Raw genomic sequence first — 23,147 nt, 5'->3', positions numbered from 1 at the left:
CGACGGCCGAGCGAGGGACACATGCCACATCTCCTTTCCCGTGCGGCGACCGCCGCCGTGCTTCTTGCGTCCGCCCTCGCCCCGGCCGCCGCCCATGACCTCGTGGTGAAGCCCCAGGCGGCCTCCGGCGCCAGCGTGCCGGTGCAGGTTCTTCTGACGGAGGTGTTCTTCGTCGGCGACGTGGTGCTGAAACCGGAGAACGTGAAGCTGCGCACGGTCGGCGACGGCAAGAGCACCGACATCGCGCTCACCGCCAACCCCGACGCCAAGGCGCTCGAGGGAACGGCCGTAGCTCCCGGCCCTGCGCCTTTCCTGGTGGTGGCGAAGGTCTCGCGCACCCGTCCGGCCCGCGAGGAGGCTGGCAAGCCGCCCGAGCCCGCCGCCATGTCCGAGAGCGCGTCCAAGGCGCTCCTCAACCTGAAGCCCGGCGCCGCCGGCTTCGATGCCGCCTCCGGCGACCGGCTGGAGATCATCCCCCTCGCCAACCCCGCCGAGGCGAAGGTGGGTGACGAATTCCCCGTGAAGGTGCTGTTCGACGGCCAGCCGCTGCCGGTGCGCGTGTTCGCCACCTATGACGGTTTCTCCACCCGGGACGACACGTTCGCCTACGCCACCGGCAGCGAGAAGGACGGCACCGCGCACGTGAAGATCACCGCGCCGGGCCTGTGGGTGGTGAAGGTCTCCCACAGCCTTGCCGAGACCGCGCCGACCCATGGCCGCTACAGCGCCAATGCCAATCTCGTCTTCCCGGTGAAGTGAGGGGTTGGACGGACACGCAATGCTCAAGGCGCTCTGGTTCCAGCTTCATTGGCTGCTCGGCATCACGGCGGGCATCGTGCTCGCCGTGGTCGGCTTCACCGGGGGCATGCTCTCGTTCGAGGACGAGATCCTCACCGTGCTGAACCCCGGGGTGCGCACCGTCATCGCTCAGCCGGGCGGCCTGCTGGCGCCGGACGCGCTCCTGGAGAAGATCCGCGCCAACGCGCCGGGCCGGACCATCACCGCGCTCACCATCTCCGCAGACCCCGAGACCTCCGCCCGCGTCACCCTCGCGCCCTTGCCCGGCGGCACGGGCGGCCCGCGCGGCGAGGTCCGCTATGTGAACCCCTATGACGGCGCGCTTCTGGGCGACGTGAAGGGCCAGGCCTTCTTCCGCACCACCATGCAGGTCCATCGCTGGCTGGCGGTGGACGATGTGGGCAAGCAGATCGTCGGCGCCTCCACCGTGGCGCTCATCGTGCTCTCGCTCACCGGCCTCTATCTGCGCTGGCCGCGCAAATGGCTGAGCTGGCGCAGCTGGTTCAAGCTCGATCTCGCCCATCGCGGCCGGAGCCTGCTGTGGGAGCTGCATTCGGTCATCGGCGCCTGGGTGCTGCCCTTCTATCTCCTGGCCTCGTTCACCGGCCTCTATTGGTCCTATGAATGGTACCGTAACGCGCTGTTCGACATGACCGGCACGCCCCGCCCGCAGCAGATGCGCCCGGCCGGGGCGCCGCCCCAGCAGGCACAGGCGCCGGGCGGCCAGGGACAGCCGGGTGGTCCGGCTTCCGGACAGGGACAGCCCGGTCAGCGCGGCGGTGGTGGCCAGCAGCGGGCGCCACTGGACATCGCCAAGCTCTGGCCGGTCTTCCTGAAGGAGAGCGGGGGTTATACGACAGCCACGCTGCGCCTGCCCCAGGGCAATGCCCAGACCCTCAGCATCACCTACCAGACGCCCACGGCGGCGCATGAGCGCGCCAACAACACATTGACGCTGGATGCCGCCGGCACGGTGCGCGAGCATCGCCGCTATGACGACCTGCCCGCCGGGCAGAAGCTCATGAGCAGCATCTTCGTGCTGCATTCCGGCAGCTTCTTCGGCCTGCCGGGCCTCATCCTGATGATGATCGCCAGCCTCCTGATGCCGCTGTTCGCGGTCACCGGCTGGCTGCTCTATCTCGACCGTCGCAAGAAGAAGAAGGTGGCGCGCGTGGCCGCCCGCGCGGTGCCCGCGCTTGCCGGGGGCGAGGCGCCCGTTCTGGTGGCCTTCGCCAGCCAGACCGGCACCGCAGAACGCCTCGCCTGGCAGAGCGCGGGCGCGCTCCAGGCCGCCGGACTGCCGGTGAAGGTCGCTCCGCTCGCGACCCTGAGCCCGGACGCCTTCGCCGCATCCAAGCGCGCCCTGTTCGTGGTCTCCACCTTTGGCGCGGGCGAGGCCCCCGACCAGGCTCGTGCCTTTGCGCGGCGCATGGCCGGCAGCGGCCGCCCGCTGGACCATCTGGATTATGGCCTCCTCGCCCTGGGCGACCGGACCTATCCGCACTTCTGCGGCTTCGGCCAGAGCCTCGATGCATGGCTGCGCACCCATGGCGCGACGCCCCTGTTCGACCGCATCGAGGTGGACGCCGAGGATGCGGGCGCGCTGCGCCACTGGCAGGCCCATCTCGGCACCCTGTCCGGCGCCACCACTTTGCCCGACTGGACCGTGCCCGCTTATGAGAGCTGGCGGCTGGTTCACCGGCACTGCCTCAATCCCGGCAGCGCGGGCCTGCCCACCTTCCATGTGGCCCTGGCGCCCACGGACGGCGTCGCGCGGACCTGGGAAGCGGGCGACATCGTCGAGATCGGCCCACGCAATGCCCCGGCAGCGGTCGCCGCCTGCCTCGCCCGTCTCGGCCTCGCCGCCGGTGCGCCCGTCACCCTGGACGGCCGCACCGAGCCCCTCGGCGACGTGCTCGCCCGCTCCATCCTGCCCGCGGCGGGGGCGGAGGACGCGCAGGCGCTGGCGGATGGCCTGAAGCCGCTGCCCCACCGCGAATATTCCATCGCCTCCATCCCCGCGGACGGGCGCGTGGAACTTCTGCTGCGCCAGACCAAGGCGGCGGACGGCTCCCTCGGCCTCGGCTCCGGCTGGCTCACGGCGCATGCGGCGGAGGGCGACGAGATCGCCCTCCGCATCCGGCCGAACCCGGCCTTCCACGCTCCGCCCGGTGACAGGCCCATGATCCTCATCGGCAATGGCACGGGGCTAGCGGGCCTGCGCGCGCATCTGAAAGCGCGCATCCGCGCCGGCAACGACCGCAACTGGCTGATCTTCGGCGAGCGCAATGCGGCGCACGATTTCTATTTCCGCGACGAGATCACCGCATGGCAGAGCGCGGGCGCCCTGCCCCGCCTCGACCGCGCTTTCTCCCGCGACCAGAACGAGCGCATCTATGTGCAGGACAAGCTGAAGGCGGCGGGCGCTGACGTGCTCTCCTGGCTGAAGGACGGCGCGGCCATCTATGTGTGCGGCAGCCTTCAGGGCATGGCGCCCGCGGTGGAGCACGTGCTCTCCGACCTCATGGGCGCGGAGGCGCTGGAAGCCCTCGCGGAAGAGCGGCGCTATTGCCGGGACGTGTATTGAGCCGATTGCCGGACACACAACTACGCACAACCCGCTCCCTCCCCCCTTGCGGGGGAGGGTTGGGGAGGGGGGTGATGCAAGTCCCGCCCGGAAAACAGGCGCCGAAACCAGCGGAGAGATACCCCCCTCCCTAACCCTCCCCCCTCAAGGCCCTCCCTAACCCTCCCCCCTCAAGGGGGGAGGGGAAGACCAAAATCTCAATCCAGCACGGCCGCCTTCATCATGCACACCATGAAGGCGTGCGCGGGCTCTTCGCCCACATTGCGGATGGTGTGCCGCCGATCGCAGCGATAGCGCAGGGTCTCCCCGGCCTTCACGGTCTCGACCGCCCCCGCCACATCCACCTGGAGCGCGCCGGAGAGCACGCTGAGGCATTCGATAGCGCCGCGCTGGTGGGCGTCGGAATCGAGCTCCCCGCCGGGCTCCGCGTGGAAGTCGTAATATTGCAGCCACTCCACCGTCTTGATCCAGCCGATGATGGTGAGCCGGCAGAGCCCGTCCTCGGAGACCAGGATGGGCGTGTCCGCCCGCGTCAGCTTCTCGACGAACGGCGCGTCCTCGGAGGAGGCGAGCACCCGCTCCACCGTCATGTCGAGCGCCTGCGAGAGGCGCCAGACAGTGGCAAGCGTGGGGTTGGTCTCGTTGCGCTCGATCTGGCTGATGATGGATTTTGCGACGCCCGACTGCTCGGACAGGTCCGACAAGGATAGATTATAGGCCTTGCGCAGGCGCTGGATGGTCTTGCCCAGCTGCCCCGTAATCACCTGGGCGCCTGAGTCCAGGTTCCGCTCCCCTGTCCGCTCGCGCACCATTCTGCTTCCTTTTTCCGAACGCTTGTTCGCTGGACCGGACGATAGCGGGAATTGACGACGGTACCAATGGCGACGATGTCGCTGCGCGCCGTCTCGCCCCTCGGGAAGGGGGCAGCCTGAGAAGCGCTATCGGGGACCCCACAGATCGAAGAAATGGTGCACCGGCCCGTGGCCACGGCCCACGTCCAGGCGGTCGGCGGCGGCGATGGCGCCGCCGATATAGCGCTTGGCGCTCGCCACCGCTTCCTCCAGCCCCTGCCCCTTGGCGAGGCCGGCGGCGATGGCGGAGGAGAGGGTGCAGCCGGTGCCGTGGGTGTTGCGCGTCGCGTGCCGGGGCGCGGGGAAGCGGGTGATCCCCTCCCGTGTCACCAGAAGGTCGACGCTTTCCGGCCCTTCGCCGTGGCCGCCCTTCACCAGCACGGCGCGGGCGCCCAGCGCGAGGAGTTGCTCCCCTTGAACACGCATGGCCGCCTCGTCCACAGCGACGGCTTTGCCGAGCAGCGCGGCCGCCTCCGGCAAATTGGGGGTGATGAGGTCCGCCCGCGGCAGGAGCAGGTCCTTCAAGGTCGCGACCGCGGCATCCTCCAGAAGGCGCGCGCCGGAAGCTGCGACCATCACCGGGTCGAGCACCACGGGGCGCGCCGACCAGCGCTCCAGCCCCTCCGCCACCGCGCGGATGGCGGCCGGGCGCGAGAGCATGCCGATCTTCACGGCCTTCACCTTCAGGTCCTCGAACACCGCATCCATCTGCGCCGCGATGAAATCCGGCGGCACGTCGTGGATGGCGGTGACGCCCATGGTGTTCTGGGCGGTGAGCGCGGTGATGATGCTCGCCCCATACACGCCGAGGGCCGAGAAAGTCTTCAGGTCCGCCTGGATGCCCGCGCCGCCGCTGGAATCCGAGCCGGCAATGGTCACGGCGATGGGGATGGCGGCAGAGGTCAAGGCGGGCTCCGGCGATGTCTGGGAAGGGACGCGGCATGATGCCCGGCGTCGCGCGTTATGTAGCTATGTCGTGTTTGTAGCGCACGCAAGACACGATACTCTCGACAGGCGCTTGCCAGCGGAGGCGCTTTTGTCCACCTTGCCCCCGCCCGCAACGGCAAGCCCCGGAGACTTCGGTGATCCCCTTCTTCGTCCAGATCAAATGCCATCTCGGCCGGTCCTACGAGGTGGCGAACGCTTTGGCGGATTCCGAGATCGCCTCCGAGATCTATTCCACGGCCGGGGACTTCGACCTGCTGGTGAAGTTCTACGTGCCCGAGGGCACCGATATCGGCCACTTCATCAATGAGAAGGTGCAGGTGCTGCCCGGCATACTGGACACCCGCACCATCATCACATTCAAGGCCTTCTGAGCCCGGCTCAGACGTAGCCCGCCGCTCCGGCGAGTGCGCCGAGGGCGATGAAATAGATGGGATTGGCGCGGATCAGCAGCATGCCCGCCGTGGCGAGGCCCGTGACCACATAGGCCGCCCACCCCGTCTCGGTCGCCTGCATGAGGATGTAGGAGCTGGCGAGCACGATGCCCACCGCCAGCGCCGCGAGGCCGCGCTGGATGGCGATGCGCGGGCGCGCATGCTGGAAGCGGGTGGAGAGGCCGGCCATAAAGCAGGCCGCCGCGCCCGTGGGTACGCACATGAGCAGCGTGCCGGCCACCGCGCCGGGAATGCCGGCCACATACCAGCCGATCACGGTCACCAGCACCACATTGGGCCCTGGCGTCACCTGGGCGATGGCGAACAGGTCGGCGAAGGTGCCGTCGCTCATCCACATATTGTCCACGGACATGCGGTGCAGCTCGGGGATCACCGCATTCGCCCCGCCTATGGCGAGGAAGGACAGGTAGAAGATGTGCAGCGTGAAATCGAGGAGGGGATCGCGCGCGTTCATTTCGACCACCGCCATGCGGCCGCCACGGAGAAGGGCGCGAGAACAAGGATGACCGCAACGAGGGGAAAGCCCAGCGGGCCGGCGCCGAGGAAGGCCAGAGCCGCGAAAAACAGGATGTGCGGGCTGCGCCGCTCCGCATAGAGCATCTTCAGGCCCAGCGCGAGGAAGAGCCCGATGGCGACCGCCGAGATGCCCCTCAGCGTGCCGGACACCACCGGGACCTGCCCGTACTTCAGATAGATGGCGGTCAGCGCGAGGCTGATGATGCACGGCGCCAGCACCAACCCGGTGAAGGACGCCGCCGAGCCGGCAAGGCCGCGGAACCGCCAGCCCAGGCAGAACGACATGTTGACGATGTTCGGCCCCGGCATGAGCTGGCAGATGGAGAGGAGGTCGTTGAACTCCGTCGGGCTCAGCCAGCGATGCTTCTCCACCAGCTCGCGCCGTGCGAACGGCAGCGCCCCGCCGAAGCCGGACAAAGCAATGCGCAGGAAGGTGAGGAACAGTTCGGGGACGGTGGGTGGGGAGAGCCCTTCGGATACGGTTGCGGACATGGGCTCTCCAACAGTCATGGCAGTGTCCGGGAACGGGAACGGCGCTCCACGTGCCGCTCGCGCCACGCGATGCCGACACCGGACGCCACCACCAAAGCGGCGCCGCAGAACACCAGTGGATGGGGCCATTCCTGGAAGAAGATGGCGCCGAAGAACACTGCCCAGAGCAGCGTCGCATAGTTGAACGGCGCCACCACCGAGGCCGGCGCGCTGCGGTTGGCCGTGGTCAGGAAGATCTGCCCGACCCCGCCGAGCAACCCCATGGCGACCAGCGCGACGCCATCCCACAGATTCGGAAGCACCCACCACGGCGCGGTCACGAGGCTCGCCGCGGCGGCCACCGTGGAGAAATAGAAGACGATGGCGCCGGTGGATTCGGTGAGCGTCAGCCGCCGCACCTGGATCATGGCGAAGCCGGAGAGCAGTGCCCCTGCCAAGGCGAAAGAAACGCCGAAATAGGCCCCCTCGGCCGCCAGCCCATGCTCCGAGAACAAGGGCGCGAGCATGACCATGATGCCGACCAAGCCGATGCCCACGGCGATCCAGCGATAGCCCGGCACCTTCTCGCTGAGCAGGAGCGCGGCGAGCACCACCGTGACGAGCGGGGTGACATAGGTGAAGGCGATGGATTCGGCGAGCGGGATATAAGCGAGCGCCGCGAAGCCGAACCACATGGAGGCGACGCCGATGAGCCCGCGCACGATGTGCCCCGGCACGTTGCGGGTGGAGACCGAACGCAGTTCGCCCCGCCAGGCCAGCCAGATAAGCAGGGGGATCAGCCCGAAGAAACTGCGGGCGAACACCACCTCCCCGCTCGGCATCGCGTCGGCGACACCGCGCACAAGCGCCTGCATGGCCGCGAAGGACAGGGTGGCGCACAGCTGAAAAAGGATACCTGCGGGGATGTTCATCTTACACTTTCCGGCGTCGGGGACGCGCCGGTCAGAGCCATATAGCGCGGCTTCGCGCGTCAGAGGCATGCAACGTCAACATGCCCCAGCGGCGAGCCGCCCCCCCAGCGTGGGGCAATGAAGAATTCTCACTGTCCAAACGCTTTTCTTCATCATTTTGTAATGTGTTATGCCTCGCCGTGGCCGGCGCGGGGCTCGCCCGCAATGCCGAGATCCGAATATCGGGAGACAATCCGCCGCCGGGCCGGCGCTTGGCCGGCAAAGAACACGGATCAAACGCAAGGCACAAGCGCAGCCTTCAGCCCGCGCCGCGCTTTCCTAGCCTGCCGGGTCGAGCGGGGAGGTGCCCGCCGGGCGGCCGTCGGCATCGCGGGTGATCATGTCGACGCGCGCCTCGGCCTCCTTCAGCAGCGCCTCGCAGCGGCCCTTCAGCGCCTCGCCGCGCTCATAGATGGCGATGGATTCCTCCAGCGGCACATCGCCCCGCTCCAGCCGCTGCACGATGGCCTCCAGCTCGGCCAGGGCCGCCTCGAAGCTCAAGGCGGCGACATCGGACGCGGCAGGCTTGGCGCCGTCCTTGGGAATCTTTGCGGGCTCGGCCATGGCGGCCTCCTTTCATGCGTGCGGGTGTTGCCGATTCACCGGAAGGATAGCGCACTCGGCCGGAATGCCGAACCCGGCGGGGTGGCCGTGGGACGCCAGCTTTGCTAGAAGCCGCGCCAACCGGCCATAATTACCCCTTGGACCCCATATGCCCCCCGTGGCGCAGAGCCCCCTCCCCCGGCGCGACACCCGCGCACTGGACGACGCCCTCCTCGCCCGCTTCGAGGATGCGGGCTTCGCGCGCCTGGACCCGCCCGTGCTCCAGCCGGCGGACGTCTTCCTCGACCTTTCCGGCGAATCGATCCGCCGGCGGCTCTACCTCACCACCGATGCCGAAGGCGCCGAGCTGTGCCTGCGGCCGGACCTCACCATCCCCGTCGCCCGCGAGCTTCTGGCCGCGCGCATGCCGCTGCCGGCCTCGGTGAGCTATCTGGGCGCGGTGTTCCGCTATCGCGGCGAGGGGCCGGGCGAGTTCCGGCAGGCGGGCGTCGAATCCTTCGGCCGCGCCGACACGGAAGCTGCCGATGCGGACATCCTCGCCCTCGGCCTTGAGACCTGCGCCATCTACAACCTGCCGAACCCGGAAATCCGCCTCGGCGATGTGGGCCTGTTCAGCGCCCTGCTGGAAGCCCTGCCCCTGGCACCGGCCTGGCGCCGCCGCCTGCTGAAGGATTTCGGCCAGAGCCGGCTCGATGCCGACCTCAACCGCCTCATCGCCAACCGTCCCGTCAATGGCGCGAGCCATGCCGGCGTGCTGAACGCCCTGGCGGGCTCGGACCCCGAGGGCGCGCGCGAGCTCATCACGGACCTGCTCTCCATCGCCGGCATCACCACCGTGGGCGGACGCAGCGTCTCGGAGATCGCGGCGCGCTTTTTGGAGCAGACCGCGCTCAATGCCGGCAACAGTCTGCCGGCCGAGACCAGCTTGCTCCTCTCGCGCTACCTCGCCATTGCCGGCGATCCGGACGAAGCCTCCTCTCGCCTGCGCGCGCTGGCCCGCGATGCCGGCATCGACATTTCCGCCGCGCTCGACGTGTTCGACAGGCGCTCGGGCTTCCTCACCACCCAGGGGATCGCCCTGCCGGACGTGTTCTTCTCCACCGCCTTCGGCCGGCCGCTGGACTATTACAGCGGCATGGTCTTCGAGCTGCACGACCCCTTGGGCCGCGTGAGCGGCCCGCTGGTGGCCGGCGGGCGCTATGACCCGCTCATGAGCCGCCTCGGGGCGCCCCAGCCTATCCCCGCCGTGGGCCTTGCCGCGTGGCTGGAACGGCTTGCCGTGGTGGAGGGCGCGTGATGAGCGACACCCTGATCCTCGCCGTTCCCTCCAAGGGCCGGCTCCAGGAAAATGTGAACGCCTTCTTCGGCCGCGCCGGCATGCCGCTGATGCAGGCGCGCGGCGCCCGCGACTATCGCGGCGCGCTGGGCGGCGTCGAGGGGGTGGAGGTGGCCTACCTCTCCGCCTCCGAGATCGCGGCGGCGCTGGCCTCCGGCGCGGTGCACGTGGGCGTGACGGGCGAGGACCTCGTGCGAGAGAACATCCCGCACGCCGACAGCCGCGTGGCGCTGCTGGAGAAGCTGGGCTTCGGCCACGCCAATGTGGTGGTGGCCGTGCCCCAGGCCTGGATCGACGTGCGCACCATGGACGATCTGGACGACGTGGCCGGCCACTTCCACGGCCGCACCGGCCGGCGCATCCGGGTGGCGACCAAATATGTGAACCTCACCCGCGCCTTCTTCGCGAGCCACGGCATCGTGGACTATCGCATCGTGGAGAGCGCCGGGGCCACCGAGGGCACGCCCGCCGCCGGCAGCGCAGAGCTGATCGTCGACATCACCACCACCGGCGCGACGCTGGCGGCCAATGCGCTGAAGGTGGTGGATGACGGCGTCATCCTGCGCTCGGAGGCCAATCTCGTCGCCTCCCTGACCGCGCCCTGGACCATCGGCGCGCGCACCGCCGCCCGCGCCATGCTCGACCGCATGGCGTCCGAGCGGCGCGCCCGCACCATGCGCGAGGTCCGCACCCGCTTCACCCGCGCCGACAACAATCTCGTTGAGCGGGCGGTGCGCGATTTCCGGTGCGTCGCGCCCTTCGGCGGGCCGACCTCCTCGGGCATGCTCACCTTGCACTGCCCGCCGGACACGCTCCACGGCCTCGCCACCTTCCTGCGCGCCCAGGGGGCGAGCATGGTGACGGTCGGCCCCATCGAATATGTCTTCGCCTCCGACAACCCGCTTTACGAGACGTTGGAAGCGCGCCTCTCGGGCCGCTGACAGCCGCCTCCCGGCGCTCGCCGACGGCTTTTTTGCGGATCGAGGGTGCAAGCTCGGGCGAGGCATTTTATACCTCTGGACGCGACGCATTCTGCGTCCATGTCCCGGCTCTGGAGCTCTTCCATGACACGTCCCGCTAAGCGCGTCGCCATCACCGGCGCGGCCGGCCAGATTTGCTATTCCCTTCTGTTCCGCGTGGCCCATGGCGACGTGTTCGGTCCCGACCAGCCCGTCATCCTGCATTTGCTCGACCTGCCGCAGGCGCAGGCCGCCGTGGGCGGCGTGGTGATGGAGCTGGACGATTGCGCCTTCCCGCTGCTGGCGGGGATGGTGGTCACCGACGACCCGAAGGTCGCCTTCCGCGATGTGGACGCCGCCATCCTGGTGGGCTCGCGCCCGCGCTCGAAGGGCATGGAGCGCCGCGATTTGCTGCTGGCCAATGGGGAGATTTTCAAGGTCCAGGGCCGGGCGCTCAACGAGGCCGCCAAGCGCGATGCCCGCGTGCTCGTGGTGGGCAACCCCGCCAACACCAATGCGGCCATCCTCGCCCAGAACGCGCCGGACTTCCCGACCGCGAACATCAATTCCATGATCCGGCTCGACCACAACCGCGCCATCTCGCAGCTCGCCGCCAAGGCCGGCTTGGACGTGGCGAGCATCGAGCGCATGGTGGTGTGGGGCAACCATTCCCCCACCATGTTCGCCGACTGGCGCTTCGCCACCTCCGGCGGCAAGAGCCTGCCCGAGCTGATCGGCGATGAGGCCTGGTATCGCGAGACCCTCATCCCGACCGTCGCGCGGCGCGGCACTGCCGTGCTCGAAGCCCGCGGCGCGTCCTCCGCGGCGTCCGCCGGGAACGCGGCCATCGACCATATGCGCGACTGGATCCACGGCACCAATGGCGGCTGGGTCTCCATGGGCGTGCCGTCGGACGGCAGCTACGGCATTCCCGAAGGGCTCTATTCCGGCTTCCCGGCAGTCTGCGCCAACGGGAGCTATGACGTGGTCAAGGGGCTTCCCATCGACGACTTCGCGCGCACCATGATCGACCGCTCGGTGGCCGAGCTGAAGGAAGAGCTGGACGCGCTGAAGGCGTGAGAAAGAGGTGCTGCGGCGGGAGCACCGCCGCAGCGCCTGCGCATCCCAGGCGGCGCGCTCAGCGCCCGGGCACTTCCTGCCGGACATTCCGGCGGGCCATGGCATAGGCGCGGCGCACCGCCGTGCCCTGCTCCAGCCGGCCGGCGAAGGCATTGAAGGCGCGCCGGGCCGGTTCCTCGATGCGGGCATGGGTGAAGGCGGACAGGGCCAGCACCACCGCGAGCATGAGGGCGAGGAGCAGCAGGCTCGGGACCGTGCCCCCGAGATCGTAGAGCGCCTTCTCGTGTCCCTCGACGGCGACGCGCGTTTCTACCGCGCCGAGCGCCCAGACGGCGCAGATCGCGCCCACCAGCACCAATTGGTGCGTCATGTAGATGGAATAGGACCACCGGCCCAAAGCCGCGAAAGGCCGCGCCCGCAGGAGGCGCGAGAGCGCGCCCTCCTCCCGCGCGAACACAAGCACGGCGGCGCCGAACGCCAACGGCGCGGCGAGGCTGAGCACGGCCACCTCATCCGGGCCCGAGCCGGCATGGACCACGAACAGGCCGGCCATGACGACCGCGGCCACCTCCCAGAGGGTGGCTCCCGGCAGCCGCACATCCCCAAGGCGGCGATGCAGCGCATGGGCGGCGACGCCGGTGAAGAAACCGGCCACGCAGCGAAAGAGGCCGAAATCGGCGGTGGAGTTCATGTAGGTGGGAGAGGCCATGGCAAGCACGGCAAGGCCAACGCCCGCCACGCCCAGCGCCCAAAGCGCCCCCCGGCGCAGCACCAGCACGCACAGGGCTCCGAACAGGAGGTAGGTGTAGAATTCCGCCCCGATGCTCCAGCTCGGCGCGTTCCAGGCCATGCCGTGTAGGTTCATGGCGTTCAGCAGGAAGAGATGGATGGGGATGGCGATGAGCGAATATTCGCCGGGTCCCGCGGTGAGGTCGAAGCGCTCCGGGTGAGGCACAAGATTAATGAGGCCGATGAAGGCGATGAAGGCCGCCAGCATCGCCCCGTGCAGCGGCCAGAGCCGGCCGAACCGGCGCACCACGAACGCGCCCCAGGCCGCGCCCGAATTGAGCCGGGCGGCATAAGCGTGCGCCACCACGAACCCGCTCAGGACGAAGAAGAAATCCACGAAGAGATAGGCATTGGCAATCAGCCGCTCCCCGCTCAGCGGAGATTGAAATATGAAGCAGAAATGAAAGAGAACCACCAGAATCGCACAGATCCCGCGCCACGCATCCAAAGCTTCAAAACGCACCATAGACCATACCTCCGACACGGGAATGCGGAGGTGGCGTGTAAGGTTCCTATCTGGACAATGATTGTTCAAAAAGTGGAGGAGATGTGACCTTTCGGAAGGCCATTAATGGGTCGCATTTACTTCGAAAATGGAACGATCTTCAATTTTCCATGACCGCATATGGGCTCACGCAGCGTCATTTTGCGTCGGCTCCTGAATGATCACGCCGGCCCATTCCAGCCCCCGGTACGTCTCGTAGCCGGGGGTGAGGTGGAAGGCGGTGGTGCGGCCGTCGGTGTTATGCTCCACCCCGCTGCGCCGGCCCTTCGTATCGAGGGCGATCCGATCGCTCAGCTCGCCACGGCGGTTCGATGCGGCGAGGATGCGTCCCCGCGCATCCACTAGGAGCACGCGCGAGCGCGCGGCTTCGTCCGGCGAGAGGCGCACGCCCTCGATAACGGCACGGGCCTGGGGCTCCCAATCGAAATGGATGCCGAGCACGCCGATGGGCCGCCCGTGGGTCTGGCCGCCCTCGCGCACCGCCGCCGCATAGGTGGCGACGGGCGCCCCTTCGAGGGCCGCGCTGCGCGTGACGTCGGCCACCGCATAATCATCGCCTGAGCCGGAGGCGAGCGCCTGCTGGAACCATGGCTCGCGCGAAACGTCGAGGCCCCGCACGGAGGGGTATCGGTTCGGCCGCCCGTGCGCCACCACGCGCCCCTCGGGCGTGCAGATCCAGAGGTCGAGATAGACCGTGTAGGCGGAGAGGATGACGCCGAGCCGGCGCTGCGCCTCGGCGAGGATCTCCGGCACGGGCTCGGCGGCGGCCGCTACCACGGCCGCGTCGGTCGCCCACCAGCGCACATCGCAGGTGCGCTCGTAGAGATTGCGGTCGATGATCTCGATGGCGTGCAGGCAGAGATCAGCCAGCCTCTGGCCGCGCACGTCCTGGGCCATGCGCCGGCCGACGGCGCGCAATTCGTCGAGGGCGGCGGTCAGCTCCGTCGCCATCTCCGAGGCGAGCTGGCCGATTTCCGCGCTCACTCCCTTCACCTCCTGCGCCACGATGGCAAAGCCCCTGCCGGTGTCGCCGGCGCGGGCCGCCTCGATGGTGGCGTTGAGGGCCAGCATCCGGGTCTGGCTGGTGATGACCTGGATGGCCTTGGCCTTGCCGGCAGCGATGGCCGCGGCCCGGTCCGAAAGCGCGATCACCTGTTCGGGCGTATCTGAGGAGACAGATGCTTGAGGTAGGGAAGCCAGCGAGCCATGCATCGTGGACACCCATTCTACGCACAATCGTACGTAATATTCCACAAAAACACACACAAATACTCTGCCGCCTAAACAAACACTCCCTACATCAGGCTTATATAACCATTAATGCCTGTATATTTAGGGTAATGCGCCAGGCGTAACGATCGCATGACATCGGCCATCACGCGTGTGCCCAAATAATGATCGATATGCACTGGTGGCCTGCTCAAACCCTTTCCCAGGCGGGATCGCCGCCCTAATGTTAGCGTGACAGTTGCGGCCCGAAGTTTCCCCGGAGTTGTAAGATGCGTGACGCCGAACCCCATCCCGTGCGCCTGTCGGACTACCGGCCGCCGGACTGGCTGGTGGACACGGTGGACCTCGACATCTCCCTCCACCCCACTGCGAGCCGGGTGATTTCCCGCCTCGCCTTGCGCCGCAACCCCGAAGGGCAGCCCGATGCGCCGGTGGCGCTGGACGGCGACGGGCTGACTTTGGTGCGCCTCGCCATCGCCGGCGTGCCGGTCGCCGGCGGCGCCTTTGAGGCGACCCCGGACAGCCTGACGATCTCCGTCCCTCCGGCCGATCGCTTCGTGCTGGAGGTGGAGACGCTGGTGGACCCCACCGCCAACACCCAGCTCATGGGCCTCTACCGCACCAGCGGCAATTATTGCACCCAGTGCGAGCCCGAGGGCTTCCGCCGCATCACTTACTTTCCCGATCGCTCGGACGTGCTCGCGGTCTACACCACCCGCATCGAGGCGGACCGGGAGGAGGCGCCCGTCCTCCTCGGCAACGGCAATCTTGTGAAAAGCGGCCCCATCGAGGGCACGAGCCGGCACTATGCGGTGTGGCACGACCCCTGGCCGAAGCCGAGCTATCTGTTCGCCCTCGTGGGCGGGCGGCTCGCCAAAGTGCCGGGCCATTTCGTTACCGCTTCCGGCCGGCCCGTGGAGCTGGGCATCTACGTGGAGATCGGCAAGCAGGACCGCGCCGGCTACGCCATGGATGCGCTGAAGCGCTCCATGCGCTGGGACGAGCAGGCCTTCGGCCGGGAGTACGACCTCGACGTGTTCAACATCGTCGCCGTCTCCGACTTCAACATGGGGGCCATGGAGAATAAGGGCCTCAACGTCTTCAACGACAAATACGTGCTGGCGACGCCCGAGACCGCCACCGACGCGGACTATGCCAATATCGAGGCGATCATCGCCCACGAATATTTCCACAACTGGACCGGCAACCGCATCACCTGCCGCGACTGGTTCCAGCTCTGCCTGAAAGAGGGCCTCACCGTCTTCCGCGACCAGGAATTCTCCTCCGACCAGCGCTCGCGCCCGGTAAAGCGCATCGCCGACGTGCGGCTGCTCAAAGCCCAGCAGTTCACCGAGGATGCGGGCCCCCTCGCCCATCCCGTGCGGCCGGAAATGTATCGGGAGATCAACAACTTCTACACGGCGACGGTGTATGAGAAGGGCGCCGAGGTGGTGCGCATGCTGAAGACGCTCCTCGGCGAGGACGGCTTCCGGTCCGGCATGGACCTGTACTTCAAGCGCCATGATGGCCACGCCGCCACCATCGAGGATTTCCTCGCCTGCTTCGCCGACGCGACGGGACACGATTTGTCCCATTTCGCCCTCTGGTATTCCCAGTCCGGCACGCCGCGCCTGGAGGCGACCGGCACCTATGACGGCGAGGCCGGCACCTTCCGGCTGGACGTCTTCCAGTCCACGCCGCCCACCCCGGGCCAGACCGACAAGAAGCCCGTGGTCATCCCCCTCGCCCTCGGCCTCGTGGGGCCGAACGGCCACGACATGCCCCTGGTGCTGGAGGACGGGCGGAAGGTGGACCATGGCGTGGTGGAGATCACCAAGCACCGCCAGAGCTTCGTCTTCACTGGCCTCGGCGCCCGCCCGGTCGCCTCGCTCAATCGCGGCTTCTCGGCGCCCATCAATTTGTCGAACAACCTTTCCGCGGCCGACCTCGTCTTCCTCGCGGCGCACGACAGTGATCCCTTCAACCGCTTCGATGCCATCCAGGCGCTGGCCCTCGATCTTTTGAAGCGCGGCGCCGCCGAGGGCGCCCTGCCCGTGCCCGATGACCTCATCGACGCGGCCCTGCGCGTGCTGGACGACCCCGCCCTCGACCCCGCCTTCAAGGCGCAGGCCCTTGCCCTGCCCGGCGAGAGCGAAGTGGCCCGCGAGATCGGCACCAATGTGGACCCGGACGCGGTCTTCGCCGCCCGCAAGGCGCTGCGCCGCGCCTTTGCCGAGGCGCTCGCCGACGGTTTTGCGCGCACCTATGAGGCCATGGCGACCTCGGGCCCCTATTCGCCCGGTGCCGCCGCCGCCGGACGCCGGGCGCTGCGGAACCTCTCGCTTGATTACCTCACCCTGCCCGGCACGCCGGAGGCGATCGCCCGGGCGCAGGGCCAGTTCCGCGCGGCCGACAACATGACGGACCGCTTCGCCGCCCTCGCCATCCTCGCCCAGCATGATGTGCCGGAACGGCGCGCGGCGCTGGACGCGTTCTACCGGAGGTTCGAGAGCGACCCCCTGGTGACCGACAAATGGCTGAGCCTCCAGGCCCAGATCCCCGAGGCGGCGACCCTTGACCGGGTGCGCGACCTCACGCTCCTGCCGGTCTTCTCCATGTCCAACCCGAATCGCGTGCGCGCCCTCATCGGCGCCTTCGCCACCGGCAACCCCACCCAGTTCCACCGGCTGGACGGCCAGGGCTATGATTTCCTCGCGGACGTGGTGCTGAGCCTCGATTCCAAGAACCCCCAGGTGGCCTCGCGGCTGCTCTCGGCGTTCAAGACCTGGCGCCAGCTCGAACCCCGGCGCGCGGCCCTCGCGGAGCGGTCCTTGCGGAAGGTCGCGGATGCGGCAGGGCTTTCAGATGACGTCGCGGATATTGCGATGCGGTCGTTGGCCTAGCCGGACCTGGGCAGGATTAGGGCCGGTTTGCCCTCAAAAACGGGATAATAAGATTCAATTTATGCGTATTATCCCAAGGGACGCATGAGCATACGTTGCACTGCATCAAACCAGGGCCGGCCGTCGCCGGCAGATGCAAGGAAACAGGATCATGCGTTATCTCGCAATCGCCCCCCTCGCCGTCGCTGCGGCGATGAGCTTCTCCACCCTCGCCATGGCCGACGAGTATACGACCGCGCAGAACAAGGAAGACTACGCCGTCTCCGCTCTGTCCGCGCAGATCGCCCAGGAGCATGGCGCCGCTCCTCTCGGCTTTGCAGCCGCCCCGTCCCGCGCCAGCGCGGTGAATGCCATCTATGCGGCCCCCACCGTGAGCCAGGCTGATGCCCTGGAGCTTCACCTTGGCGACCGCGGCCTCGGCGGCAACTGACCTCTACAACAGCATTAAGCAGCGCCGGCCTTCGCCGGCAGATGCAAGGACTTAAGACAATGCGTTATCTCGCAATCACCCCCCTCGCCATCGCTGCGGCGATGAGCTTCTCCACTCTCGCGATGGCCGATGAATATACGACCGCGCAGAACAAGGAGAACTATGCGGTGCTCGCCTCCCAGTCGGCGCCGATCGTTCAGGAGCATGCGGCCTATGCCGTTGCGCCCCTCGGCTATGCCCCGAACGAGAGGCTTCTGCCCAGGGAGGCAAGCCCGACCAGCTTCACGCGCCACGTTGCCCAGGCGCCGGCGGCGACCCGCCCCGCCGTCAACAACCTCAACGGACCGGTCTTCTCTGATAGGGATGCCCATTGGGGTCCGTCCCATGGCGCCTCGCCTGCTTTGAACTGATCCCCCGGTCCGCAAGGACCTGGAAAGGTCGGATGGCGCTCGCCACCCGGCCCTTTCGCGTCAGCAGCCTCAGCATGGAAGCCGAAGGAGCTGGCGCGCTATAATGCCCGGCGGCGGAGACATCCGCCGCGCCGGGTGTTCCTTTGGGAGGAGCAGATGGCCCGCTTCGACGATGTGGAAGTCTTCCTGAGGGTGGTGGAGCGCGGCAGCTTCAACGGCGCCGCAGAGCAGCTCGGCCTTCCCTCCACCACGGTCAGCCGCAAGGTGAAGGCGCTGGAGGATCGGCTCGGCGTCCAGTTGCTTCACCGCACCACCCGCCGCGTCTGGCCGAGCGAGGCCGGGCACACCTATTACCAGCAATGCGTCGATGCCATCGCCGCTTTGGAGCGGGCCGACGCCTCCGTGCGCGCCCTCACCCAGGAGCCGGAAGGGCCGCTGAAGGTGCTCATCACCTATGCGCCCGCCATCCTCATCCTCGAGCCCGAGCTCGCCGCCTTCCGCCAGCGCTATCCCAAGGTGCAGCTTCACCTTACCCTGGACAGCCACCCCCTCGATCTCATCGAGCATGGCTTCGACGTGGGCGTGCGCTCCGGCCCGGTGCGCGATTCCAGCTATCACATCCGCCGCCTCGGGGGGCACTCGCTCACCCTCATGGCGAGTCCCTCCTATCTCGACCGCGTCGGCCGCCCCTCCCACCCCCGCGAGCTGGAGCAGCACGAGCTCATCGCCGTGCGCCATGGCCCCGGCCCGCTGAGTTGGGACCTGGAAGGGCCGGGCGGCGAGCATTCCCTCAAGATCACGCCCCACCTCGTCACCAACGACCCCATCCTGGCGCTGCGCCAGACCGTGGCGGGCGGCGGCATCCTGATGCTCTCGAGCTGCCTCGCCCGCCGGCGCATCCAGGCCGGCGAACTGGAGATGGTCCTGCCCGGCTGGCACCGCCGCGAGCCCTTGGACACGGTCGCGCTCTTTCCGGCCCGCGCCACCCTCGACCTGAAGGTCCGCGTGTTCGTGGACTTCATGGTGGAGATCTACAACCGCTGGTCCCGGCCGGACGAAGAAGAGGCGATTTCCGAACTTCTTAACGCGAGCGGTAAAGAGGCCCGGACAACCTGAAGATTTGCCTCTTTTTTTCCGCCTTGACTCCTCTGGACTCTAGACAGCAGCCTCCCGATTCGATTCAAATCGACCTTGATTCGGAGAGATGCGGCAACGTCCCTCCAGGTCATGCGAGGACGTAGGTCGGGGGAGCGGGACTGCTTCGTCGGCCGGGACACCGGAGGAGGCCGGCGATGGCACGCGCCAACGCTGCGAGCGCTGGCGTGCGCGGTCAAGCCATAGGTGGATTGGCGCGATCCGTCGCACGTCCTGCCTACCAGCGGCTCCTTGAAGCCGAGCCTTTTCTGCGCCGTATCGTCCCCGCTCTCATCATCACTTTCCTTGTCGTCATCGGCATTGGCGCCATGGTGCAGATCCATGGCCACCGCCAGGCGGTGCTGGACAATGCCAAGGACGACCTCTCCCTTCTCGCCCTCGCCACTGCCGAGGGCCTGTCGCAGAAGCTTGGCGGCAACCTCTCCCGCGCCCAGGCCGCCCTCAAGGAGGCGCTGCCGCCGCGCGCCACCCTCGGCGGCCGGCGCATTTATGTGACGGACCCCGCCGGCCGCGTGCTCGCCTCCGCGCCGGAAGGCCTGCCGCAGGTGGCGAGCCTTGCCGACATCCTCGACCCCTCCCAGCCGCTCACGGTCTTCGCCGAGCGCGCCGGCGTGCTGGAAGTGCCGGTGAAGGACGAGGCGGCGCTCGCCACCGTGCGGAACCTCAACCCGCCGCTGGGCCAGATCGTCTATGTCCAGCCCATGAGCCGGGCGCTTGCGGCGTGGTCGGATTCCACGACGCTCACCATCACTCTCTTCACCACCACCGGCGCAGTGTTGCTCATCCTCGGCTTCTCCTTCCACTGGCAGGCGAGCCGGGCGCGGGAGGCGGACCACATCTACGACACGGTGCGCATGCGCATCGACACCGCACTCAACCGCGGCCGCTGCGGCATGTGGGATTGGGACATGGCGCGGGGCCGCATGTACTGGTCCGACACCATGTTCGAGATCCTCGGGCTGGAGCGGCGCGACGACCTCCTCTCCTTCGGCGAGATCGCGAACCTCGTCCATCCCGAGGACGGCAACCTCTACGACCTCGCCAAGGAACTGGCCGAGCGCCCCGGCGCGTCGGTGGACCGGGTGTTTCGCATGCGCACCGCGCGCGGCGACTATGTGTGGCTGCGCATGCGCGCCGAAGTGGTGCAGCAGGCGGGCGAGGACGGCCCTCACCTCATCGGCATCGCCATGGACGTCACCGAGGCGCAGCACATGGCGGAGCGCACGGTGACCGCCGACATGCGCCTGCGCGATGCCATCGAGAGCATCTCCGAGGCGTTCGTGCTGTGGGACAGCCAGAACCGCCTCGTGCTCTGCAATTCCAAGTTCCAGACCCTGCACGAGCTGGCGGACGAGGCGATCCAGCCCGGCACGTCGTTCGAGACCATCGCGACGGTGGGCCGCCACCCCGTCACCCGCACCCCGCTGAAGCCCGAGGACAAGCCCGAGGAAGGCTCCCGCGCCTTCGAGGCACAGCTGTCCAACGGCCGCTGGCTGAAGATCGCCGAGCGCCGCACCAAGGATGGCGGCTACGTCTCGGTGGGCACCGACATCACGCCGCTCAAGCGCCATGAGGAACGCCTCATGGACAATGAGAAGCGCCTGATGGCCCTGGTGGCCGACCTCCGCAAATCCCAGCAGACCCTGGAGCACCAGGCCCAGCAGCTCGCCGAGCTGGCCGAGAAATACTCCGAGGAGAAGACGCGAGCCGAGGACGCCAACCGCGCCAAGAGCGAATTCCTCGCCAACATGTCCCACGAGCTGCGCACGCCGCTCAACGCCATCATCGGCTTCTCGGAGATCATGGAGAGCGGCATGTTCGGTCCGCTCGGCTCGGAGAAGTACGCCGAATATTGCAACGACATCAAAGGCTCCGGCACCTACCTCCTCGACGTCATCAACGACATCCTCGACATGTCCAAGATCGAGGCCGGCCGCATGCAGCTGGAGCTGGAGGAGGTCCGCCTCGACGAGATCGTGGCGGATGCCATGCGCGTCATGGCGCTGAAAGGCGAGGAAAAGCAGCTCGACATGACCGCCGAAGCGAGCGAGGGCCTATCCCTGCGCGGCGACAAGCGGGCGCTGAAGCAGATCCTCCTCAACCTGCTCTCCAACGCCGTGAAGTTCACGCCCGAGAGCGGGCGCATCTCGGTGCGGGCGCGGGTGAATGGCGGGGCGGCCGTGATCGCCATCGAGGACACCGGCATCGGCATCCCCAAGCACGCACTGGCGAAGATAGGCCGGCCGTTCGAGCAGGTGGAAAGCCAGTTCACCAAGACCCACAAGGGCTCGGGCCTGGGCCTCGCCATCGCCAAATCGCTCACCGAGTTGCACGGCGGCGCCATGCGCATCCGCTCCACCGAGGGCGAGGGCACCAGCGTCGTCATCCGCCTGCCGCTGGACGCGGGCGCCGCCAACGCCAATGACGCCTTCCGGCTGACAGCGGTGGTGTAGCGCCGGAACCCACGGCGCAAATTCCAGCCTTCCGAAGAAAAGCGCATCTCCCGTTTTTCAGGGTTCATGCTAGAACCTTGGATACGTGATCTTCGCCGCTGCAATGCACACAAGATTGCCGGTCGGGACCACGGGGGGCGATCGACATTTTCTCATGCTGCAGTTGCATTCTCCATTCGAAGTCGACTTGGAGTGCTGCTTCGCGGGCGGTGAAACTACTGTCGTTGCGCCATCGGCCTCAGCAGAGTTTCCCGCTCAACCGAAGAAAGCACCCTCATGGCAACGCTGCTTGTAAAGAACGCGCTCGTCGTCACCATGGACCCGCAGCGGCGGGAGCTGAAGGATGCCGGGCTTTATGCGGTCGACGGCGTCATCCAGGCGGTGGGGCCGAGCAACACGCTGCCCGCCACCGCCGACACCGTGCTGGACCTGAAGGACCACATCGTCCTGCCGGGCCTCGTCAACGGCCACCACCATCTCGACCAGACCCTCACCCGCAACCTGCCTTCCGCGCAGAACAACAACCTGTTCCGCTGGCTGCAGGCGCACTACCGCGTCTGGGCGGCGCGCACGCCTGAGGCGAGCCGCACCTCAACCCTCGTGGGCTGCGCCGAGCTGGCGCTCTCCGGCTGCACCACGGTGTTCGACCACGCTTACGTGTTCAAGAACGGGTGCAAAGTGGACGACCAGATCGCCGCCGCCGCCGAGATCGGCGTGCGCTTTGCGGTCTCGCGCGGCTCCATGTCCCTCGGCCAGTCCAAAGGCGGGCTGCCGCCAGACGATTGCGTCGAGGACGAGGACGACATCCTTCAGGACAGCGAGCGCGTCATCGCCCGCTATCACGATGCCAGGCCCGGCAGCATGACGCAGATGGTACTCGCCCCCTGCTCGCCCTTCTCGGTGACGCCGGAGCTGATGCGCGAGAGCGCGATCATCGCCCGACGGCATGGCGTGCGCCTCCACACCCATCTGTGCGAGACCCTGGACGAGGAGCGCTTCACGCTCCAGCGCTTCGGCAAACGGCCGGTGGACTATATGGCGAGCCTCGACTGGCTGGCGGACGACGTCTGGTACGCCCACGCCATCCATGTGAACGATGCGGAGATCGCCGCCTTCGCCCGCACCGGCGCCGGCGCCTGCCACTGTCCCTGCTCCAACATGCGCCTCGCCTCGGGCATCGCGCCCTTGTGGAAGTATCGCCGCGCCGGCGTGCGGGTGGGGCTGGGCGTCGACGGCTCCGCCTCCAATGACGGCAGCAACATGCTGGGCGAGGCGCGCCAGGCCATGCTGCTGGCCCGCCTGAAGATGGGCCTGCGCCCGCCCGAGGGACCGGACACCGACGTGCCCACTTCCGACCCGTCCCGCGACAACGAATGGATGACCGCGCGCGAGGTGCTGGAGATCGCGACCCTGGGCGGCGCCTCCCTTTTGGGCCGCACCGATATCGGTGCGCTGGCGTCCGGCATGATGTGCGATTTCTTCGCGCTGGACCTGAACGCGCTGGGATTTGCCGGCGGGCTGAGCGACCCGGTGGCCGCCACCCTCTTCTGCGCCCCCCAGACGGCGCGGGTGACGGTGGTTGGCGGGCGCGTGATCGTGAAGGACGGCCGGATCGTCACCGTGGACATGGAGCCGGTCATCGCCGAGCACAACCGCCACGCGGCCAGGATGGCCGAGGTGGGGGCGTAACGGCGCCCGCCGCGAAACAAGGCGATCGTCATGGCCGGGTTTGACCCGGC

Annotated in this window: 20 protein-coding genes; 12 read left to right on the top strand and 8 right to left on the bottom strand. The window is 67.9% G+C overall.

All coding sequences use genetic code 11. From position 1 onward, the window contains the following. Positions 1 to 21 precede the first annotated feature (21 nt). Both ABLE91_RS23960 and ABLE91_RS23955 read left to right on the top strand, forming a co-directional pair. Complete coding sequence (locus tag ABLE91_RS23960) at positions 22 to 759, top strand: DUF4198 domain-containing protein (RefSeq protein ID WP_348934951.1); 738 nt, start codon at positions 22 to 24, stop codon at positions 757 to 759. Between the two features lie 19 nt (positions 760 to 778). Continuing rightward, positions 779 to 3,385: a PepSY domain-containing protein gene (locus ABLE91_RS23955; RefSeq protein ID WP_348934950.1), complete on the top strand. Its 2,607-nt coding sequence runs from the start codon at positions 779 to 781 to the stop codon at positions 3,383 to 3,385. 197 nt (positions 3,386 to 3,582) lie between these two features. Here the strand turns inward: ABLE91_RS23955 and ABLE91_RS23950 are convergent, their stop codons facing one another. Together ABLE91_RS23950 and thiD are read right to left on the bottom strand one after the other, a co-directional pair. Beyond that, positions 3,583 to 4,197, bottom strand: coding sequence for a helix-turn-helix domain-containing protein (locus tag ABLE91_RS23950; protein WP_510181989.1), 615 nt, complete (start codon positions 4,195 to 4,197; stop codon positions 3,583 to 3,585). Positions 4,198 to 4,323: 126 nt separating this feature from the next. Continuing rightward, complete coding sequence (thiD, locus tag ABLE91_RS23945) at positions 4,324 to 5,142, bottom strand: bifunctional hydroxymethylpyrimidine kinase/phosphomethylpyrimidine kinase (protein WP_348934948.1); 819 nt, start codon at positions 5,140 to 5,142, stop codon at positions 4,324 to 4,326. A gap of 176 nt (positions 5,143 to 5,318) precedes the next feature. On the opposite strand from thiD, the gene ABLE91_RS23940 reads away from it, so the two are divergent. Beyond that, positions 5,319 to 5,555, top strand: coding sequence for an Lrp/AsnC ligand binding domain-containing protein (locus ABLE91_RS23940; protein WP_348934946.1), 237 nt, complete (start codon positions 5,319 to 5,321; stop codon positions 5,553 to 5,555). 7 nt (positions 5,556 to 5,562) lie between these two features. Here ABLE91_RS23940 and ABLE91_RS23935 read toward each other — a convergent pair whose 3' ends face one another. The 4 genes from ABLE91_RS23935 to ABLE91_RS23920 all read right to left on the bottom strand — a co-directional run bounded on the left by ABLE91_RS23935 (position 5,563) and on the right by ABLE91_RS23920 (position 8,158). Continuing rightward, positions 5,563 to 6,105 (bottom strand): chromate transporter, encoded by a 543-nt coding sequence (locus tag ABLE91_RS23935; RefSeq protein WP_348934945.1) that lies wholly within the window; start codon positions 6,103 to 6,105, stop codon positions 5,563 to 5,565. After that, a complete protein-coding gene (locus ABLE91_RS23930) occupies positions 6,087 to 6,644 on the bottom strand; it encodes a chromate transporter (RefSeq protein WP_348934943.1) in 558 nt (185 codons plus the stop codon). The genes ABLE91_RS23935 and ABLE91_RS23930 overlap by 19 nt, the downstream gene beginning before the upstream one ends. Before the next feature lie 14 nt (positions 6,645 to 6,658). Next, positions 6,659 to 7,555: a DMT family transporter gene (locus tag ABLE91_RS23925; protein WP_348934942.1), complete on the bottom strand. Its 897-nt coding sequence runs from the start codon at positions 7,553 to 7,555 to the stop codon at positions 6,659 to 6,661. Positions 7,556 to 7,873: 318 nt separating this feature from the next. Beyond that, the gene (locus tag ABLE91_RS23920; protein WP_348934941.1) at positions 7,874 to 8,158 is read right to left on the bottom strand and encodes an exodeoxyribonuclease VII small subunit; all 285 of its coding nucleotides are present in this window, start codon (positions 8,156 to 8,158) and stop codon (positions 7,874 to 7,876) included. 148 nt (positions 8,159 to 8,306) lie between these two features. On the opposite strand from ABLE91_RS23920, the gene ABLE91_RS23915 reads away from it, so the two are divergent. The 3 genes from ABLE91_RS23915 to ABLE91_RS23905 all read left to right on the top strand — a co-directional run bounded on the left by ABLE91_RS23915 (position 8,307) and on the right by ABLE91_RS23905 (position 11,533). Next, positions 8,307 to 9,455 (top strand): ATP phosphoribosyltransferase regulatory subunit, encoded by a 1,149-nt coding sequence (locus ABLE91_RS23915; RefSeq protein ID WP_348934940.1) that lies wholly within the window; start codon positions 8,307 to 8,309, stop codon positions 9,453 to 9,455. Then, a complete protein-coding gene (hisG, locus tag ABLE91_RS23910; RefSeq protein ID WP_348934939.1) occupies positions 9,455 to 10,435 on the top strand; it encodes an ATP phosphoribosyltransferase in 981 nt (326 codons plus the stop codon). The genes ABLE91_RS23915 and hisG overlap by 1 nt, the downstream gene beginning before the upstream one ends. Before the next feature lie 123 nt (positions 10,436 to 10,558). Further along, positions 10,559 to 11,533, top strand: a complete 975-nt coding sequence (locus tag ABLE91_RS23905) for a malate dehydrogenase (RefSeq protein WP_348934938.1) — start codon at positions 10,559 to 10,561, stop codon at positions 11,531 to 11,533. Between the two features lie 58 nt (positions 11,534 to 11,591). On the opposite strand, the gene ABLE91_RS23900 is transcribed toward ABLE91_RS23905, so the two are convergent. Next, positions 11,592 to 12,788, bottom strand: a complete 1,197-nt coding sequence (locus ABLE91_RS23900) for an acyltransferase family protein (RefSeq protein WP_348934936.1) — start codon at positions 12,786 to 12,788, stop codon at positions 11,592 to 11,594. Between the two features lie 165 nt (positions 12,789 to 12,953). Further along, positions 12,954 to 14,039, bottom strand: coding sequence for a cache domain-containing protein (locus ABLE91_RS23895; RefSeq protein ID WP_510181991.1), 1,086 nt, complete (start codon positions 14,037 to 14,039; stop codon positions 12,954 to 12,956). Between the two features lie 287 nt (positions 14,040 to 14,326). Between ABLE91_RS23895 and pepN the strand changes: the two genes are divergently transcribed. From pepN to ABLE91_RS23865, 6 genes are all read left to right on the top strand, one after another. Further along, on the top strand, positions 14,327 to 16,960 hold the full coding sequence (gene pepN / locus ABLE91_RS23890; protein ID WP_348934933.1) for an aminopeptidase N: 2,634 nt from the start codon (positions 14,327 to 14,329) through the stop codon (positions 16,958 to 16,960). 151 nt (positions 16,961 to 17,111) lie between these two features. Continuing rightward, on the top strand, positions 17,112 to 17,390 hold the full coding sequence (locus ABLE91_RS23885; RefSeq protein WP_348934932.1) for a hypothetical protein: 279 nt from the start codon (positions 17,112 to 17,114) through the stop codon (positions 17,388 to 17,390). A 59-nt stretch (positions 17,391 to 17,449) separates the two neighbouring features. Further along, positions 17,450 to 17,800 carry a hypothetical protein gene (locus ABLE91_RS23880; protein ID WP_348934930.1) on the top strand — a complete coding sequence of 117 codons (351 nt, stop codon included), beginning with the start codon at positions 17,450 to 17,452 and terminating at the stop codon, positions 17,798 to 17,800. Positions 17,801 to 17,956: 156 nt separating this feature from the next. Further along, positions 17,957 to 18,916, top strand: coding sequence for a LysR family transcriptional regulator (locus tag ABLE91_RS23875; protein ID WP_348934928.1), 960 nt, complete (start codon positions 17,957 to 17,959; stop codon positions 18,914 to 18,916). A gap of 176 nt (positions 18,917 to 19,092) precedes the next feature. Next, positions 19,093 to 21,408 carry an ATP-binding protein gene (locus tag ABLE91_RS23870; RefSeq protein ID WP_348934926.1) on the top strand — a complete coding sequence of 772 codons (2,316 nt, stop codon included), beginning with the start codon at positions 19,093 to 19,095 and terminating at the stop codon, positions 21,406 to 21,408. A 276-nt stretch (positions 21,409 to 21,684) separates the two neighbouring features. Beyond that, positions 21,685 to 23,097, top strand: coding sequence for an 8-oxoguanine deaminase (locus tag ABLE91_RS23865; protein ID WP_348934925.1), 1,413 nt, complete (start codon positions 21,685 to 21,687; stop codon positions 23,095 to 23,097). Positions 23,098 to 23,147 lie beyond the last annotated feature (50 nt).

Origin of the sequence: Aquabacter albus, from assembly GCF_040049275.1 — a bacterium.
GTDB lineage: Bacteria > Pseudomonadota > Alphaproteobacteria > Rhizobiales > Xanthobacteraceae > Aquabacter.
This window is presented reverse-complemented; position numbering and strand designations above follow the sequence as displayed.